The following is a 17,641-nucleotide window of genomic DNA, read 5'->3' as shown; positions in this document are numbered from 1 at the left end:
GCGTAAATTCGCCTCAAAGGAATGGCGTTGTGAGAAAGGTCTGCGTCGACGTCATGCTTAAACATTGCGGGGTGATCGCGAATGTTGAATAGATCGGTGCGCTGGATGCGGGCAGGCAGCTGCGCTGCGCTCGCTTGCGTGTTTTTGTTTTTCGCATACTCGAATCCGTCGAATGGCCTTGCCCTAGCGGAGGAGTACAATGTCGGCGAGTACCGTCTGCAGACTGGCGACGTGATCGGCTTCGCTGTCTTAGGCTATCCCGAGATGCAAAAGCGAGCTGTCATCGACCAAAGCGGTGTAATCGTGTTGCCGGTCCTGGGCCCCCTAACCGTTCTCGGGAAGACAATAGAGGATGTTCGCAAGGAGGTAATTGAGGGTTTAAAACCAAAATCCCTTCCACAACGATCCGCCGACGGCACTGAGACTTGGACTGGGTTTTACCCGGATCAGATTGTAGTTGATATTGAGGAATACAGACCCGTCTATATTGACGGGGACATTGCCTCTCCTGGGACTCAGGCCTTCAGACCCGGCATGACTGTCCGACAGGCTGTGGCGGCTGGCGGCGGCTACCAGCTCGGTCGCGGTGAGCTTCAAAACCCTGAAATGACAGCAGCGGACCTTGGCGGCCGCCTCCACATTCTGCGCATCAAGTACCAGGAAAGCGAAATCAAGGCTGCTCGCATAGAGGCGCAGCTGAGCGGCGCCAGAGCGATTGAGGTTCCGAACACAGAACGTGACCCGAGCCTCGAACCTCGTCGCGACGAAGCATTGCAGCAGGAGGGGAAGCATCTTGAAGCTGTCTATGCGGATCAGGAGAAAGAGCGCGCTTCGATTAAGTTGGCTACAACCAAGGCGGCGGAGCGAATGGGCTACCTGAAGGAGCAGCAGAAGGCGGATCAAGCGGGCGCAGCCGCAGATGCAGCGGAACTTGATCGCCTCAAGAAGCTCTTCGAAAAAGGTCTGATCCAGATCACGAGGGTCAACGATGCTCAACGCGCAGTGCTCTTGTCAGCGACCCGCGCGTTGCAAACCAACGCTGAGATCGCTCGACTTGAACGCGACCAAGGGGACTTGCAGCGCAGTCTAGACAAGCTTATCGACCAGGGTCGAATTGACCTGTTGGCTGACTTGCAGGCTGAACGAGCGGCGATGACGCAAATGCGCGCTGAGATGGATTCATTGACCAAACAAATCGCCTACGTGATGCAGATGCGCAGCGACCTTGTAGGCGAAGGGGACCGAATTACGATCGGTGTAACCCGCTCCACTGACGGACAGGCAGCGACGACCGAGGCGACTGAAGATACTCTGCTTGCTCCGGGTGACACCATCACAATTACGCTGGAGGTCCCACCAGGAGCGGTCGCGAACTAAACAATTAAATACTGTATAGAGGCGGCGCGTAGTTGCACGTGTCCTATGGAAATGTGGTCCGGGGCAAAGATCGTTCTGGTGGCCGCTCAGGGTCCGGGCAATGACGTGACTGCCGCGTGCGCCGCCAAAGCCTGGCATCAAGCATCTAGCTTCAACAGCTCCGGCTCGGTACGCCCGAACAGGGACGCACTCACCTCTCCAGATAAATCTTGTCATAGAGAGGCCGAGACTCGGCGTTTCGCATCCGTTTCACTCGAACCTTGATCCAGCGAGGGACCAATCCGCGGCAGAAGACGTCGACCGTGTGAGGCAGACGTGAAATGGCCGTGCGCGGCTCCAGTACAAAGAGCTTCTTCGACAGGTACCAGGCTGCGGAAGGCCGCCCTTGAAGCAAAGCTCTCACGGCAAGCGAATTGATCGTGTCAAGCAGATGGGCATTGAGATCGCCCCCAAATTGCGGATATTTCTCGTGAAACTCGGCTAGGACAATTTGATACGAACGAAACATCTGCATGACATCGCTCGACATGTTGCCGCTCGTCCTACGGTAACCCACAAGATATTGTGGCACGACACGAAACTCGTAATTCTCCGCTATTCTGAGGCACATTAGAAAATCTTCGCAGCCTTGTGCGTTCCTCGCCCTCAGGGAAGGATCAAACTGTCCCGCCCGCTCGAATGCGGAGCGACGTACAAGCATCGAACTTCCGTTACCGACAAAGTTGTTTCTGCACATGCGTTGCAGCACGCGACCATCGGCATCGGGCTGTTTGAGTGAAAATATCCGACCGTCCTCGTCGATCTCCGCAAACCAGCAATATGCTAGGCCAGCTGACGAGCCTCCTTCCTGCAGGACGCGCAGTTGCAATGCGATTTTGGACGGAGCCCAAAGATCATCCGCGTCCACGAACGCTAGAAACTCCGCATCGGTGGCAGCTGCGCCGCTGTTGCGTGCGTGCGCAACACCCGCGTTCGGCTGCCTGAAAAGGCGTATACGCCGATCTTGCTCGGCATAGGCGGCCACGATTGACGCGGACCGGTCCGTCGACCCATCATCCACAACGATTATGTCCAGCGCCTGGTGGCTCTGCTGGCAGATGCTGGTCAGCGTCTGGAGAATGGTTCTCTCGGCATTGAACATGGGCACCACGACGCCTATCACAGTGGCATTGTGCTGGCTCATTTGCCTTCGTCTTCTCTCACGACGTGGTAAAATGGCACATCAGGCCGGTAGTTCCATCAACTTTCTCTACTTTAGCTGATGCGAGGATTCAACCACGACGGCCGAGCGGCAAGGCAGAGGCCCCCCGGCGAGTTCCACTCAGCACTCCTGGAAGCGATAAAGTAGCGGCCTTCGGACTTTAGCCGGATATTTAGGAACTCCGATTGTGTAGGTGAGTGAGGAACCTCCCAAAACTGCCCGTCGCGGCATTCCCGCTGCCCGAAGCCATGCAGTCGCAGCCTCGCTCGGTGAAACAGGCGTCCACTACTGCAACGACAACGCCCCGGTTGAGATCGCCGGCTGCCCACGCATGCACGCAATGCCGTTCATTGTTCGATCACCGCGATCCAGGACATACCCGTTATGGCGACATGGCACGGGATCTCCGGGGCCGCCGCCGATGCCAAGACGCAACGCCAAAATTACCTCCGGTTGGCCGCGGGCACCCGCAACCGGAAACGATGGCGGGCGTTGCTGTGACGAACAGGATATAAGCCTATCTGGCAGCAAGCTGGTCGAGGAAAGCCCCACCGTCATGAAGCCAATGAATGAAAAACACCTCGCAGTTCTACGCAGACACATGGTCGAGATGATTGCAATCCATACCGACCTTGCAAGCGAAGAACTCGGCAAGGCGGCGCTCGATGAACGGGTGATGGCAGCGATGCAGCGGGTGCCGCGCCATCTCTTCGTGCCGAGCTCGGTCGCGCCTTATGCCTATCAGGACATGCCACTGCCGATCGGCTTCGACAAAACCGTCTCGCAGCCGTTCATCGTCGCTCTCATGACCGATCTCCTTGCTCTCCAGCCGCACGAGGCGGTGCTCGAGATCGGCACCGGCCTGGGCTACCAAACCGCAATCCTCGCGGAACTCGCCGGGCACGTTTGGAGCGTCGAAATCATCGAGGAATTCGCAAGCCATGCCGAGACTCTCCTGCAGGGCCTCGGTCTATCCAATATCAGCATTCGTGTCGGTGACGGGTCTCGCGGCTGGCCCGAGCACGCCCCATTCGATAAGATCCTAGTCACCGTCGCGGCTGGGCGGGCGCCGCCGGCTTTGCTTGAGCAGCTCAAGCCGGGGGGCCGCCTGGTTCTGCCTGTGGGCCCTGAACAAGGGCAGTTGCTGACGGTCATCGACAAGGATTCGGTAGGGCAACTGAAGACTCGCAAACTCATCCCGGTTCGGTTCAGCCGGCTCGAAACGGTCTAATGAGGGTGCGGACATCTGGCCCACAGGGGTCAGCAACTTCGCTATGCCCAGAGATGACGCAGGCCCCGGGAGGATTGTTTTTAACCGACTGTGCCCGCGACAGCGCCTCGCGTTTTCCGCCGCCCAAAACCAGTATGGGATTTCGCGTCTCACGGCTGCTTCGCGTCCGCTCGTTTGAGCATGGCAAATGCGCGATTGATCCGTTGCAGAGCTGTGGCGTTTGCCAGCAGTGCGTAAAGCGCGAACCCGCCCGTGAGAAACCAAGGCGAAGCGGCGCCCATGGCGATCGCCAATCCATCGGCGACTAACAGCACGCAAATGAACACCAGACGTTCCATCCGTTCGAAGAAATCCGGCCACGCCTGGTTTTCTATGGGGATTTCGATCGCCGTCCGCGCCTTGGCGTAGCTGGTGAGGATTCCGCCGGCGAATGCGATCATTGCGATCGCCCACAGATCGGCGACCCAGCCTATTGCCGCAAACACGGCAAGTTCCTGATAGCGGTCGGCCATGGCGTCGAAATAGCCACCGGCCTTCGTGCTCATATGTCTCCGACGGGCGACCGCACCGTCCAGCGCGTCGAAGGTGAAGGCCAACGCGAGGCAAAGGCCAAAGGCAAGGCTTGACTGGTGGTACACATAGGCGGCGCACGACAGGGCGACGAGCACCAGACCGCCGGCTGTAACTTGGTTCGGGGTCATGCCGATCCCGATCAGCGGAGAAGCGGCGTGCTCCCATAGCGGGTCGATACGACGTTTCATGAGACCGGCGATCATGATGACTTTGCTCCTCTTATGATGTCGTTCCGCGAAGCTTAACCGGCAAATTGTGGGTTCGTTCCAGCCCGTCGGCGCCGACCGAGGTGGTCAGCGCGGCGGAGACCGGATCAGGCCGGCTCAACCAGCAGCGTTTCTTTGGCGAATGCCGCCAATGGATTAAGGTAGCCAGAGAACTGTCAAGCTGTCGGCGAAACGGAAAATTTCGGTTGCTGCTATAACCGTCCGATGTTGTTCCGAAGTTTCTGCAATGCCCGTCGTGTCTGCCGCCGCACACCGACTGGCAGTCTAGCGGCAGTATCCCGAAAGATGTGACTATAATGCCTATTTACAATTCACGGGGAAGCCGTCCGAAACTCCATGCGTAAATTTCTGCCTAAGTTTGCTTGCCTACTCGCGACCTCTGCCGGCGCAGGATTCTCTCCGTTATGGCCGGGCACGGCCGGCGCGGGCGTCGGAGTGGCTCTTGCCGCGGTCCTGATACCTGCATCGCCTTGGCTGATCGTGCTCGCCTATATGGCCTTATTCGCCGTGGGAGTATGGGCGTCGTCGCATGTCGTCTCCCATACCGGGACGGAGGATCCGCAGATCGTGGTCGTTGACGAGACCTTCGGCACCGCCGCAACACTTTCCATGCTGCCGCTCGACCCGGTCTGGTGGGCAGCAGGTTTCCTTGCCTTCCGGTTTTTCGATGTCGTCAAGCCTTGGCCCATCGGCGTCGTGCATGAGAAGGTAAGGGGTGGACTCGGCATCATGCTGGACGACGCGGCTGCGGCTGTCTTTGCCGGCGCGTTGCTGCTTTTGCTGAACGATTTGATTCAACGTTTGCCGTAAGGGGGACATCTTAGTCTTCACCTGCCACTGTCGAGCTTATTGCGGCCCACCGGGAAAAACAGACCTCTCGCCACCAAAATCTGCCGGAGCAGCGCTAGACCGCAGCGTCGCGCGGCCGTGCCAAATCGTTCGTTCCCTCCGGATCCGGCGCTTGGCCATAGCTCATCTTCTTCATCTGCTCGATCACCCGTGCCATCTCCTCGTCGGAAAGGACGGGCGGCTCACCAAGTGTAAGCGCCTGGACATACATGCGCGAAAGGGTTTCGACCTCGTTCGCCAGCCACAACGCCGCTTCCATGGTCTTGCCGAGCGAAATTTGGCCGTGCTGGCCAAGCAGGCAGGCGAAGCGTTCCTTGAGTGCAACCAAGGCATTGTCGGACAAGGCCTGCGTGCCAAAGGTTGCGTATTCCGCGCAGCGGATCGTCGTACCGCCAGCCACTCCTGTCATATAGTGGAAGCTCGGGATCGTCTTGTGATGGCAGGCCAGCGTCGTGGCGTAGAGCGAGTGGCAATGCAGCACGACGTTGATCTCCTGCCGCTCCCTCAAAATGTCACGGTGGAAGCGCCACTCCGAGGAGGGCCGTCGGCCGACATAGGTGCCGTCAAAGCCCATCTCGACGATGTCTTCGGGCGTCATCGTTTCGTAGGGCAGCGACGAGGGCGTGATCAGGAAACCGTCGCTGCAGCGCACCGACAGGTTGCCGGCATTGCCCTGGTTGATACCGCTGGAGTTCATCCGGCGGCAAACATCGACCATCTCGCGGCGCAGCGCGCTGTCATCGGTCATCGATTGTCCCTTTTGCTGGTGTTGCCCTGTTGCAAGTTGTTTCGCTTCGCCAGTTCGCGCCACCGCTGTCCATAGGCTGCGAGCGCGTTACGGTCGCCGGCAAAGGCGGTCGGCCGGCTGAGTGCGATGGGAGCCGGCGTGTCACGAGTTTCATGTTCGCCAAGTAACGCCGCACCCGAAGCGGTGCCATAGGAGTCGAGGTTGTAGACCGTTTCGGCGTTTGGCCGCAGCGCGGCAACAAACGTGGCGTAGAGCGGATCCCTCAGGAAGGTGCCATCCAATGCAACCAACCCGTCTTCGTTCAGCGCATCGATACATTCGGTCGTCAGCAGCGCGGCATAGAGCACGGCGAGCGCTTTGCGCTCAGCAGGGGTTTCTGCAGGCGGCCCTTCAAACCGGCCGCGCCCAGCGCTGCCGGGAAACAGGCCGTCATCGTCGCCGAACGACGGCAATGCGAAGGTGCCGCGCTCAATCAACAAGCTGACCAGCGCAGCGTCGGCCGCAGTTTCTTCTTGCCCCTGTCCTGCCACATGACTGAACTCTCGTCCGCCCATGGTCAAAACGCCGCCGACCGGGCCTCCCGTCACGTCGCTGTTCAGCACCATTCCGCGGTTTTCATCGAGGTGGTCGAGAGGTGTCGCCGCGCACATTCCGACAATCCAGGTTCCGGTAGAGATCACGCAGGCGTCGCGCATGCCTGCCGCCTGGTAGCGGTAGAGGTTCAGGCTGCTGTCGTGGCCGCCAGTCAGGACAGACAGCTTTTCCGGTATGCCGTGCCGGCGCGCCAGATCGTGCCGGATTGGCCCCAACGTCTCCCAGGCCGGATGGAATGGTGGCATGAGGCGCTGCCACCCCTGCCCCGCGACAATGGGCGACCACTGCTTGCGCACATTGTTCCATAGATGCGATTGCGCCGAGAGGATCGTCGTTTCGGCCGATGGCACGCCTGACAGCCGCCAGGCCCAATATTGCGGCAAGGCCAGATACCAGCGAGCCTGGGCGACGCGCTCCGGATCAACCTGCTGCATCCAGTACAGCTGGCGCGCCTGGTGGGCGGCCTTTAGCATGATCGCGCTGCCGCGATCGAAGAAATCGCCCGAAAGCGGCGCGTAGCCATCGCGAATTGCGGGCGGCAGATCCTGCTCGTAGTCAATCATCGGCAGGGCGGACGTCTCGTCGGGATCTGCGTTCACCAGAACTCCCGCGGAGCCATGTCCGGTGCCGACCACCTTTTCCAGCGGGTGATGGCGGCACAAACTGGCAAGCGAGCCGAACAGCCAGTCGCTAATGCCCTTGAGGTCGTGCTGCCGCCAAGGTGGACCGGGCCGCACTTCGTTGTGGACAGAGAGGCTCTCCACGAGCACGCCGTCGAGCGTCATCGCGGAGAGCTTAATATTGGTCTTCCCGACATCGAAGACGGCGATCCTCGCGCCGTCCGCCTTCTGCCCGTCACCCATCGTGTCAGATCAAACCGTATTGGCGAGCCTTGTTGCGCAGGAACGGCAAGCCATTGCCCATCACCTCGGCCTCATCCTTCGCGACCGGGCGCCAGACCGAGAGACCGTAGGAGACTTCCGGCGGCATGTTGATGAAGCTTTCCATGGCAAGTCCGCCCTTGAAACCGATCGCCGCCAGCGTTGCGTAAATCTCGTCCCAGGGGCAGTTGCCAGTGCCTGGTGTGCCGCGATCGCTCTCGGACAAGTGGATGTACTTCAGGTGATCGCGGGCGGCCAGAATGCCATTGGCTGCCCCCTTCTCCTCGATGTTCATATGGTAGGTGTCGAGATGAACAAAGATGTTGTCGGCCCCGATTTTCTCGACCATCCAGACGGCCTGCGCGCCGGTGTTGATCAAATGGTTCTCGTAGCGGTTCACGGCCTCGATTCCGAGTTCGATGCCGCGCTTCTTGGCGTGCTTGGCGGCGACGGTCAGCACATGCGCGATGTTGTCATATTCCTTTTCGGTCGGTGGCACGCCGGTGCGTTCGCCGATACCGCCGAAAATCACGCCGGAAAGCGCCAGCGCGCCCATTTCCGCCGTCTTGTCGATGGCCTCTTCGAGATGTTCGATGGCGGCATCCGGCCGCACCGAGGCCCAGGCGCGCTCCGGCAGGCCGAGCGAGCAAACCGCAGGAAGATTGTGCTTTTCGAGCAAGGCGCGTGTATGCGCGGCATCGACCGCCGGCGCGTTCAGAAGCGCGATCTCGATAAAGTCCATCCCGTATTTGACCGAAGCCGCGATCGCCTTCTCCGCGCCGGCCCGGTCCCAGTTCATCGTCCACATCGAGGTGTGGACCCCAAAACCATGCATCTAACTCATCCTCTGTTTGTGTTTAGGAATTTGAGGCGCCCGGCAAGCCAGCGCAGGATCATCACCGTGATCATCAAAATCCCCCAGACCGCCGTCGCAAGATGCTGGTTCGCGCCCATCAGATTGAGTCCCGAGGACAGAAGCTGGAGCACGACCAGCGCAACGAAGACCGGGATCACTCGACCGAAGCCGCCGAACGGATTGACGCCGCCCAGAAAACAGGCAAGCACGGTGATCAGCAGGTAAGACTCGCCGTGGCCGACACGCACCGAATTGAAGCGCGCCAGCATGATGATGCCGGCAACCGCGCACATCGCTCCCGACAATGTGTAGACGAGAACCTGCACCTTGCGCGTATTGATACCGGAATAGCGCGTGGCCTCGATATTGGAGCCGATCATGTAGGTGTTGAAGCCTAGCTTCATGCGCGTCAGCAAGACCTGCCAGATCAGCACGCAAGCGATGAAGATGAGCAACGGTACCGGGATGCCAAAGATCGAACCGTAGCCGATCGCCGCGAAGAAGCCGGGAACGCCGGACACGTCGCCGCCGCGCGTCAGGAATTCGCCGAGACCGCGCAGGAAGATCATCATCGACAGCGAGACCAGGATCGGGTGAGCCTTGGTGTAGGCGATGACGAGGCCCATGATCAGCCCACTCAGTGCTCCGATCGCGATGGCAAGGATCGAGCCAAGGACAAAGGCGCCGATGCCTGCGTCGACGCCTCCCTGGCTTTGCAGTACCCAAGCCAGCGTCAGGCCGGCCATGTTGGCCGTGAAGGTGATGGCCAGGTTCAAGCCGCCGGTCAGGATCGGCAGCAGCATGGCAAGCGTGAGGAGGCCGAGTTCCGGCAGCTGGAAGGCGACCGATCCAAAGGTGGCACGGGAAAAGAAGTTCGGCGCGGCAAAGCCGAACACGACCATAACCGCTACGAACGCGGCGAGCGGACCTGCTAGTTCGGGGCCGAGCGCGTTGCGGGCGCGTTCAATCAAAACCGTCATGAAGGCACCCGCCGGCTTTTCAGGAACGGCAGCAGGCGTTCGATGCTGGTGTTCGACAGGGTGATGGCGGCAAGAATAATGGCGCCGACGATCATCTTGAACGCGAAAGGCGATACACCCATCAAATTGAGTCCGTTTTGGGTGATCGAGACCAACAGAACGCCCAGAATGCAGCCGAGCACGCTGCCTTTGCCGCCGCCGAGCCGCGCACCGCCAAGGACCACGGCTGCCAGGACGTCGAGTTCGCGACCATAAAGGGCGTTCGGCACCACTTCCTGCGCGTAATGCGCTTGCACGAGACCGGCGATGCCCGCCATCAGGCCCAGCCAGCCGAATGCAATAAACTGCATGGCACCAATATTGATGCCGAAGCGGCGCGCCCCCTCCGGATTGTCGCCAAATGCGTAGAGCTGGCGCCCAGTGGTGGTGCGCGTGATCAACGCCCAGGTAGCGAACACGCAGATAACCATAATGAGCACAGGTAGGGTGATTTCCGCCCAGCTGCCGTCAGCCATCTCTCGCTCGAACAGCACGACACGGTTGGTGAGCCAGTCCGGAAGATTGTAGATCGACACGCCGCCTGTGAAGAACATCAGCAAGCCGAAGAAAATGTTGAAAGTCGAAATCGTGGCGACGATCGAAATGATTCTGAACCCGTGGATCAGGAAGGCGTTGATGCAGCCCAACGCGACGCCCAATGCGCCAGCGATGATGACGCCGATAATCCAATTGCCGCCGCCGACCCAGCCGAGGACGGTCGCCGTCAGATATTGCACAACGGAGGCAGCAACCGCGAAGGAAATGTCAATGCCGCCGGCGACCAGCACGACGAGCAGGCCGACGGCGAAAATGATGTTGACCGAGCTGGTGTTCAGAAGGTCAAACGCGTTGCCGAGGGTGAAGAACCGGTCTGTCGCGAACGAAAGGAAGACGCAGATGACTGCGATAACGGCCAGCAAAGCCAGTTCCGTTGCGTGGGAGCGGACAAACCTACGCATAGACCGCCTCCTCGATCGCCTGGAGGGTCGTAGCGCCCGGTGCATATTCGCCGACAATGCGCCCCTGAGCCATGTGCAGCACACGGTCCGCGTTGAAATAGACTTCAGGCACCTCGTCCGAGATCAGGATAATGGCCAGGCCGCTGTCTGCGAGCTTGGAAACGATGTCGAAAATGCCGGCGCGCGCGCCGACATCGACGCCGACTGTCGGTGCGTCGAGGATAAGCAGCTTCGGATCGGTCGCCAGCCATTTTGCAATGGCGACACGTTGCTGGTTTCCCCCCGACAGGGTCGAGATCGCGTCGTCCTGCTTTCCGATCCTGACGCCGAGATCCCTTATCCAGCGATTGACCAGAGATCGCTTGCGATCGCTCGAAATGAAACCGCTCGAAAGGATCTTGTCCAGCGAGGCGATGACCATGTTGTCGGCGATTGCCTGGGGCTGAATGAGGCCGAGCGACAGCCGGTCTTCCGAAAGATAGGCGACGCCGGCGGCGATCGCGTCACGATTGGAACCGAAGCGAACGGGTTTGCCATCCAGGACGACAGAGCCCGATTTCGGCTTGCGCATGCCAAACAATGTCAGCGCCAGCTCGGTGCGCCCTGCCCCGAGCAACCCGGTGATGCCGAGCGTCTCGCCGCGCCGGACCGCCAAGGACACATCCTGGAATTCGCCGGGCCGCGACAGTCCCTCGACCTCAAGCATGACCGGGCTCTTGCTCAAATCCCGATGCAGGACGGAATAGTCGAAGGTCTTGCCCGTCATCAGCTCGGTGATGCGCGATTGGGTCAGGCCCTTGGTTGGATAGACGCCTACCAGCGCGCCGTCGCGCAGCACGGTGACGCGGCTGGAGATTTCAAGAACCTCCGCCAAGCGATGACTGACGAACACAACGGCGACGCCCGACGCCGACAGATTGCGCACAATGTCCAGCAGATAGTCGGTTTCGGATTGGGTGAGCGACGCCGTCGGCTCGTCCATGAAGACGAGCTTCGCCTCGCCGACGAGGGCGCGCGCGATTGCTACGATCTGCCGCTGTGCGATGGGAAAATGGTGGAGTGCTAAATCGACATCGAGGGTCACACCAAGACGTTGCAGGGCGTTGGTCGCGACACGGCGCATTTCGGCATAGTTCACCAGCCGCGGCCAGCGGCCGATGACAGTCTGGAACGCGATGTTCTCGGCGACAGTCATCTCGGGAAACAGGGCGAGGTCTTGCCAGATAACCTGAATCCCGCCGGCCTGCGCCGTAACCGGCGACATATTGGAGTAGCTCTGGCCATCATAGTCGATCACGGCGCCCGCCTCGGGCTTGTACACGCCCGTAATGACCTTGATCAGCGTGCTCTTGCCGGAGCCGTTCTCGCCGGCGAGGCAATGCACCTCGCCCGGCAGCACCTCAAAGCTGACATTCTTCAGCGCCTTCACGCCGCCAAACGTCATGTTCGTGTTGCGGAGCGACAGCAACGGCCGTGATGTGGCGCCATCGAGTGCCTGATCAGCCATCGAGTTGAAACCCTGGATTCAATCCCGTTTGCAGTCCTGCAGCCGGGCCGGCTCGAGGCCAGCCCGGCTGCCATAGCCTTGGGAGGCTTTACAGGCCCATCGCCGCGAGATCGTCGACAGTATCCTTGTTGATGGGGACCAGCTGATCGACGATGATGTTACGGTTTTCGAAGTCGGGCTTGACTGTCCCTAGCCCTTCGATCGTATCGCCGTCCTTGATCTCGTTGCCCTTCATGAGATGGTCGGCCAGCGTGACGAAAACCTCGCCCGCCTGCTTCGGATTCCACATGAAGCCGCCGGAGATCGCGTCGTTCTTGATGAGCTTCTGGCCCTGGCCTGGCGAGAATGGGCCGAGGACGAATATTTCCCCCACCTTCCGCCGCTCTTCGATTGCGCGGCCAGCGCCGATCGGGCCTTGGCTGCCGAAGGCCAGGAAGCCCTTCAAGCCGGGATTCGCGGAAATCAGGTCAAGCGCAGTGCTGCGGCTTTTGTCCACATCCTCGGCGACACCATAACGTTCGCCGACAAGCTTCATGTCGGGATAGTTCTTCTTCAGATACTCGATTGCCGCATCGGCCCAGGCATTGTGCAGCGGCACCGTCAGCGAGCCGACGAACACTGCATACTCACCCTTGCCGCCCATCTTCTCCGCCAGGAGCTTGGCATGAGCTTCGCCGAAGCCGGTCGCGGACGCGAGTTCGAAATCCCAGTCGGCGCCCTTCTGGCCAGGCGATTCATGCGTGATGACGATGATGCCGGCGTCCTTGGCCTTCTGCAGCACCGGTTCAAGCACTTTGGCATCGTTCGGCACCACACCGATGACCTTGACCCCCTGTGCGATCAGATCCTCGATGGCGCGAACTTGCAGTGCCGGATCGGCGCTGGTTGGGCCAACCATGAACGCGTCGACGCCGAGCTTCTGGCCGCGCTCCTTGATACCCGCCTCCATTGCGTTGAACCACGGAATGCCGCCGATCTTTACGACGACGCCGACCTTGCCGGCCTGCTGTGCCATTGCAGCGAACGATCCGCCAAGCAAAAGGGTCGCGGCAAGCGCCGCGATCATGAGCTTTTTCATCTGTACTCCTCCCATAACGTTCCTAGTGGAACACACTCGAGCCGTCGAACGACGGCGGCCGTTAGAAACCTCCCCGAAAACACGGGCACTCCCCATCGATTATCCACCGGTTTCCGCTTGCACAATCGATGGTGCAGAAACTATTATGCATGGAGAAGCTCTCGTCAAGCGGGATATTTGCTCTAAAAAGACGCGCGGGAGGGCCAGATGGATCAGCGGGTCAAGAAAAAGGCGACGATCTATGACCTGTCCGTGCTATCGGGCAGTTCGCCCTCGACCGTGAGTGCCGTCCTGAACGGCACTTGGCGCAAGCGCCGCATCAAGGAAAGTACGGCGCAAACAATTCTCGGCCTCGCCGAACTCCACCAATACACCACCAATCTGCAGGCGCGAGGCTTGCGACGCTCGCGATCGGGCCTGGTCGGCCTGATGCTGCCCGTCCACGACAATCGCTACTTCTCCTCCATGGCGCAGACGTTTGAGGGGCATGTGCGCAGCCGCGGCCAATGCCCGGTCGTGGTTAGCGCCAGCCGCGACCCGGAAGAGGAACGGCGGACCGCGGAGACGCTGATCTCCTATTCAATCGACCAGCTCTTCATCGTCGGCGCCACCGATCCGGACGGCGTGCACGAGGTCTGCGAACCGGCGGGGCTGAGGCATATCAACATCGACCTGCCGGGAGCGAAGGCGCATTCGGTGATCAGCGACAATTATGAGGGCGCACGGATGCTGACGGAAGCAATCATCCGCCGCTTCGGCAACGAGGATCCTCTGCGGCCGGACGAGCTGTTTCTGTTTGGCGGCCGCAACGACCATGCCAGCCGCGAACGCATCGCCGCTTTCCATGCGACCAAGAAGGCACTGCTGGGCGCCGACCCTGAAGACGGTGTGCAGTCCTCCGGGTATTCGCCCGATATAACTTTGCGTGCCTTCGAGGCGTTTTACCAACGCCATGGCAAGCTGCCGCGCGCGCTGTTCGTCAATTCGTCGATCAATATGGAAGGTCTGCTGCGTTTCATGGCGGGCCGGCCGGCGGAGATGTTTAGTGAGCTCGTCGTCGGTTGCTACGACTACGATCCGTTCGGCTCCTTCCTGCCCTTCCCGGTAATCATGGTGCGGCAGAACATTGAGGCGATGATTACGAAGGCGTTCGAGCTGATCGATAACGCGACGACGACGCCACAGACCTTCCTGATTGCGCCAGAGTTGATCCAGCCCAGGTCTGCGCTCAAAGGGCCGCTCGACACTCTGAAGGATATAGCGTGAGTGCGAAATGGCGCGACAGGTGACCCTGCACGCCTGAGATTTCAATGGTTTCTCATGCCGATCGGCATTGAGACCGGTGCCGAACCGCCGCAGAACCTCTTCTCCGAAAGTGCCGCCGGCCGCCTTCTCCTGGCTGCTTCGCTCACAAGTGATCCCTTATTGGAGCCACGGTCGCCATCTCCCGTGCAAACCTATCACGAAAGTGTCGCCGTCTTCACTGTGAGCCCAATACGGGACACGTGGGCGCAGGCCAAAGACCAACAGCAGCGAGCATTAGAAGCGATAACGGATTCCAAGAGTGTTCGCATTAGAACCCTCGTTCATATCGCCAATTGTACCATCAGCGCCGGATCTATGGTGGAGTTGGTAGACAAGTTCGACATTGGGAGCTTGCCTGACTCTGAACGAAAGCTCCGCACCAACGAAGCCGAGGAATGATGCATCGCCATCGTAGCGGATTTCGCGATCGCGCTCGATCTCGGTAGGGCCTGTAACGGCACTGAATCCAGCGGTAAGTGCGGGCGCAATCGCCAAATCACCAATGACAAGGCCCTGGTGGCGAAGTCGCGCTCCGGCCCAAAGTTCGCCAGACGTATCGTCGTCCTGGCCAAATCTTATGGCCGCGCCGGTGACGCCACCAAGAACAAAACCAGCGCCTATATCGACGAGATCGCGGCCGTATGCAGCTCCGATTATATAGTTGTCCGTGTAGTCGGCACCAAAAACATTGATCGTGTCCCCGAAGGCCCCGCTCGCAAACACGCCACCAAAGACATAAACATCATTCTTGGTCGGCAGACCGTCTGTGAAAGGGTCTTGGGTCGCAAAATAAATAAAGGGAGAATTGTCATCGGCGAGTCCAGAACTGACTGAAGTGCTCAAGATCACCGCAGCCAGGGCCGCTTGCAGTGCGTGCATAGACAAGCTCCGAATCAATCCATGCCATTGTTCGCAATTGCACAGGGGAAAACAAGGTACGAATTGGTTTGTCGCCAGAATACTGGATGCGGATCATCCCATACCTCGAACTCTTCTTTGGGCTCTGCCAAGCGGCTTGCGACACCTGCCTCAGGTAACCCGATGGTGCGCGCCGTAAATCCGGGAACGTTTTCGCGTCGGCGCGGGTTGTGGAGATGCCTCAAACGCATGGGACGCCGGTGAAATGGCCATTCTTTCAGGAAAATCGGGAAGCTGTTGGGTGGCGGCAGCCCCCGCTACGAATTCTCCCCCGCTCGAGGGCTCGATCCATGCGGAGGCCGTTGTCGTGGGCGCCGGGATTGTCGGGCTCACGACGGCGCTTCGCCTTTGCGAGGCCGGTCGGTCGGTGATCGTCATCGAAGGCCTGCGGACAGGCGGCCAGGTGACCGGCCGCTCGACGGCCAAGATCACGACGCAGCACGCGCTGATCTACCACCATCTCATCGACACCTTCGGCCGGGACCTGGCGCAAGCCTATGCCGATGCGAATTCCGCCGGCGCTGTCCAGATCCGGGAATGGGTTCGCAACTATGGCATTCCCTGCGATCTCGAGGCCAAAGACGCCTATACCTACACCTGCGATGCAAGCCGGCGCGCGGAGATCGTGGCCGAGGCAGAGGCCGCGCGGCAAGTTGGGCTGAACGCCGATAGTCTCGAGCGCGCGCCGCTCCCTTTCGAAACGGCCGCCGCTCTGCGTTTTTCAGACCAGGCGCAGTTCAATCCGGCGATGTATCTGGTTGGCCTGGCTCGAGCGGTGACGGCCCGTGGCGGACGGATTTTCGAAAACAGCCGCGCGATCTCGATCGGCGAGGCAAGCCGCTGGCGCGTCGTCACCGACAGCGGCACCGTCCACGCCGAGCATGTGGTCGTCGCCACCAACATGACGGTGAAGAGCCCCGTCGGTATGGCGAACCGGACCCAGCCGCGCTGCCACACTGCCATGGCGTTCCGGATCGATGACCCTCTTGCTGTCGACGGCATGTTCATCGGCATCGACGATCCAACGCATTCCATCCGCACCGGGCGCGATGCCGAAGGCCCGCTGCTGGTCGCGCTCGGTCCCAAATTCGACACGGGCCAGGACGGCGACGTGGCGAAACGGTTCGTCGAGCTGGAACAATGGGCAAGAATGAGCCTTCCGGTTGGGGACGCGGCGTGGCGCTGGTGTAACGAGGACTATGATACGGCCGATAGAGTTCCATATGCCGGCGAACCCGATCCGGACAAAGCCTCCGGTTTTCATATTGCCACGGGATTCAACGCCTGGGGCATCACCAATGGAACGGCCGCAGGCACGATGATCGCGGATTTGATCTGCGCTCGGCCGAGCCCATGGCAAAAGCTCTATGATCCGGCGCGGTCTTATCCCGAGGACTTTCATAGGAATGGCCGCAGCCAATCGATTGTCTCAAGCATCGACGACATTGCGCCCGGCATGGGCGGTGTGATCGTCAGGGGTGACGAAAAGATCGCGGCGTGGAGAGACACTGAAGGAGTACTCCACCCCGTTTCGGCGACCTGCACCCACAAGGGTTGCACCGTGACCTGGAACAACGCGGACAACACCTGGGATTGTCCTTGTCATGGCTCGATTTTCGCCGCCGACGGCACGGTTATCCACGGCCCGGCTCGAAAACCGCTTGCCCGCGCTGTAAAAAAAGGCGGCGACTGACACGGCCGGCGTTACCGTGCGTAGGTTCCGACCAGCTCAGTCTGCTCCAGCGCATGCTTCTGGGCTTCCTTCCAGACAGACTGCACGCCCGCCTGTCCCGGCACACTGAGGCTCGGCACGTCGAGCACGGCCAGCCGGAAATGATAATGATGGACGCCATGTCCCACCGGCGGCTGTGGGCCGTCGTAATAGGCATTGCCGAAATCGTTGGTGCCTTGCCGAAGTGCCGACGGACCTGGCTTGCCATCTTGCGCCTCGGCTAGCTCGCTGGCATCGGGCGGGATATTGAACACCGCCCAGTGCCCGAAGGTGCCGCTCGGCGCGTCCGGATCCTGCACGACAAGAACAAGGCTCTTCGCACCATCCGGAACCCCGGACCACTTCAGCGGCGGCGAGACGTTCTGGCCGTCACGGGTATACCTTTCAGGGATTTTCCCGCCCGCCGGAAACGCAGGGCTGATAAGGGTGAGTGGCATTTCCATTTCCCCAAAGAAGCGTTACGGCCGAGACCATCGAGGTCTGGGCGCCATTTCACGCCGCTTGCTGACCTTCCGCGGCGCGCCTGATTTCTGCCGGCAAGGATTCCCAAACCTTGGTCATCTGCCCCTCGTCCACGTGGTGAACG

General features: G+C 60.2%; 16 protein-coding genes. 5 read left to right on the top strand and 11 right to left on the bottom strand.

What is annotated here, in order from left to right; translation table 11 throughout:
• Positions 1-81: 81 nt before the first annotated feature.
• Positions 82-1,377, top strand: a complete 1,296-nt coding sequence (locus EOA85_RS08525; protein ID WP_127209072.1) for a polysaccharide biosynthesis/export family protein — start codon at positions 82-84, stop codon at positions 1,375-1,377.
• 190 nt (positions 1,378-1,567) lie between these two features.
• Here EOA85_RS08525 and EOA85_RS08520 read toward each other — a convergent pair whose 3' ends face one another.
• Positions 1,568-2,560, bottom strand: coding sequence for a glycosyltransferase family A protein (locus EOA85_RS08520; protein WP_127209071.1), 993 nt, complete (start codon positions 2,558-2,560; stop codon positions 1,568-1,570).
• A gap of 574 nt (positions 2,561-3,134) precedes the next feature.
• On the opposite strand from EOA85_RS08520, the gene EOA85_RS08515 reads away from it, so the two are divergent.
• Complete coding sequence (locus EOA85_RS08515; protein ID WP_127209073.1) at positions 3,135-3,809, top strand: protein-L-isoaspartate(D-aspartate) O-methyltransferase; 675 nt, start codon at positions 3,135-3,137, stop codon at positions 3,807-3,809.
• 149 nt (positions 3,810-3,958) lie between these two features.
• Here the strand turns inward: EOA85_RS08515 and EOA85_RS08510 are convergent, their stop codons facing one another.
• Complete coding sequence (locus EOA85_RS08510) at positions 3,959-4,585, bottom strand: CDP-alcohol phosphatidyltransferase family protein (protein WP_065007846.1); 627 nt, start codon at positions 4,583-4,585, stop codon at positions 3,959-3,961.
• A gap of 360 nt (positions 4,586-4,945) precedes the next feature.
• On the opposite strand from EOA85_RS08510, the gene EOA85_RS08505 reads away from it, so the two are divergent.
• Positions 4,946-5,419 carry a phosphatidylglycerophosphatase A gene (locus EOA85_RS08505; protein ID WP_065007847.1) on the top strand — a complete coding sequence of 158 codons (474 nt, stop codon included), beginning with the start codon at positions 4,946-4,948 and terminating at the stop codon, positions 5,417-5,419.
• Between the two features lie 94 nt (positions 5,420-5,513).
• Here the strand turns inward: EOA85_RS08505 and EOA85_RS08500 are convergent, their stop codons facing one another.
• From EOA85_RS08500 to EOA85_RS08470, 7 genes are all read right to left on the bottom strand, one after another.
• Complete coding sequence (locus tag EOA85_RS08500; RefSeq protein WP_065007848.1) at positions 5,514-6,206, bottom strand: class II aldolase/adducin family protein; 693 nt, start codon at positions 6,204-6,206, stop codon at positions 5,514-5,516.
• Positions 6,203-7,663: an FGGY family carbohydrate kinase gene (locus EOA85_RS08495; RefSeq protein WP_127209070.1), complete on the bottom strand. Its 1,461-nt coding sequence runs from the start codon at positions 7,661-7,663 to the stop codon at positions 6,203-6,205. The genes EOA85_RS08500 and EOA85_RS08495 overlap by 4 nt, the downstream gene beginning before the upstream one ends.
• A gap of 4 nt (positions 7,664-7,667) precedes the next feature.
• Entirely contained in the window at positions 7,668-8,516 is an 849-nt protein-coding gene (locus EOA85_RS08490; protein WP_127209069.1) for a sugar phosphate isomerase/epimerase family protein, read from the bottom strand.
• 5 nt (positions 8,517-8,521) lie between these two features.
• Positions 8,522-9,517, bottom strand: coding sequence for an ABC transporter permease (locus tag EOA85_RS08485; protein ID WP_127209068.1), 996 nt, complete (start codon positions 9,515-9,517; stop codon positions 8,522-8,524).
• A complete protein-coding gene (locus EOA85_RS08480; protein ID WP_127209067.1) occupies positions 9,514-10,515 on the bottom strand; it encodes an ABC transporter permease in 1,002 nt (333 codons plus the stop codon). The genes EOA85_RS08485 and EOA85_RS08480 overlap by 4 nt, the downstream gene beginning before the upstream one ends.
• A complete protein-coding gene (locus tag EOA85_RS08475; protein WP_127209066.1) occupies positions 10,508-12,022 on the bottom strand; it encodes a sugar ABC transporter ATP-binding protein in 1,515 nt (504 codons plus the stop codon). Before EOA85_RS08475 ends, EOA85_RS08480 begins: the two co-directional genes overlap by 8 nt.
• An 88-nt stretch (positions 12,023-12,110) precedes the next feature.
• Positions 12,111-13,100 carry an autoinducer 2 ABC transporter substrate-binding protein gene (locus EOA85_RS08470; RefSeq protein ID WP_095519836.1) on the bottom strand — a complete coding sequence of 330 codons (990 nt, stop codon included), beginning with the start codon at positions 13,098-13,100 and terminating at the stop codon, positions 12,111-12,113.
• A 207-nt stretch (positions 13,101-13,307) separates the two neighbouring features.
• On the opposite strand from EOA85_RS08470, the gene EOA85_RS08465 reads away from it, so the two are divergent.
• The gene (locus EOA85_RS08465) at positions 13,308-14,366 is read left to right on the top strand and encodes a LacI family DNA-binding transcriptional regulator (protein WP_127209065.1); all 1,059 of its coding nucleotides are present in this window, start codon (positions 13,308-13,310) and stop codon (positions 14,364-14,366) included.
• Positions 14,367-14,639: 273 nt separating this feature from the next.
• On the opposite strand, the gene EOA85_RS08460 is transcribed toward EOA85_RS08465, so the two are convergent.
• Entirely contained in the window at positions 14,640-15,284 is a 645-nt protein-coding gene (locus EOA85_RS08460; protein ID WP_127209064.1) for a hypothetical protein, read from the bottom strand.
• Positions 15,285-15,528: 244 nt separating this feature from the next.
• On the opposite strand from EOA85_RS08460, the gene EOA85_RS08455 reads away from it, so the two are divergent.
• The gene (locus EOA85_RS08455; RefSeq protein WP_127209063.1) at positions 15,529-17,016 is read left to right on the top strand and encodes an FAD-dependent oxidoreductase; all 1,488 of its coding nucleotides are present in this window, start codon (positions 15,529-15,531) and stop codon (positions 17,014-17,016) included.
• 11 nt (positions 17,017-17,027) lie between these two features.
• Here the strand turns inward: EOA85_RS08455 and EOA85_RS08450 are convergent, their stop codons facing one another.
• Positions 17,028-17,492, bottom strand: a complete 465-nt coding sequence (locus EOA85_RS08450) for a YbhB/YbcL family Raf kinase inhibitor-like protein (RefSeq protein ID WP_065007941.1) — start codon at positions 17,490-17,492, stop codon at positions 17,028-17,030.
• Between the last annotated feature and the right edge of the window lie 149 nt (positions 17,493-17,641).

Source organism: Mesorhizobium sp. M5C.F.Ca.IN.020.29.1.1 (genome assembly GCF_003997375.1).
GTDB lineage: Bacteria > Pseudomonadota > Alphaproteobacteria > Rhizobiales > Rhizobiaceae > Mesorhizobium > Mesorhizobium wenxiniae.
Note: the sequence above shows the minus strand (reverse complement) of the source record. Positions and strands in the feature narration are given on the sequence as shown.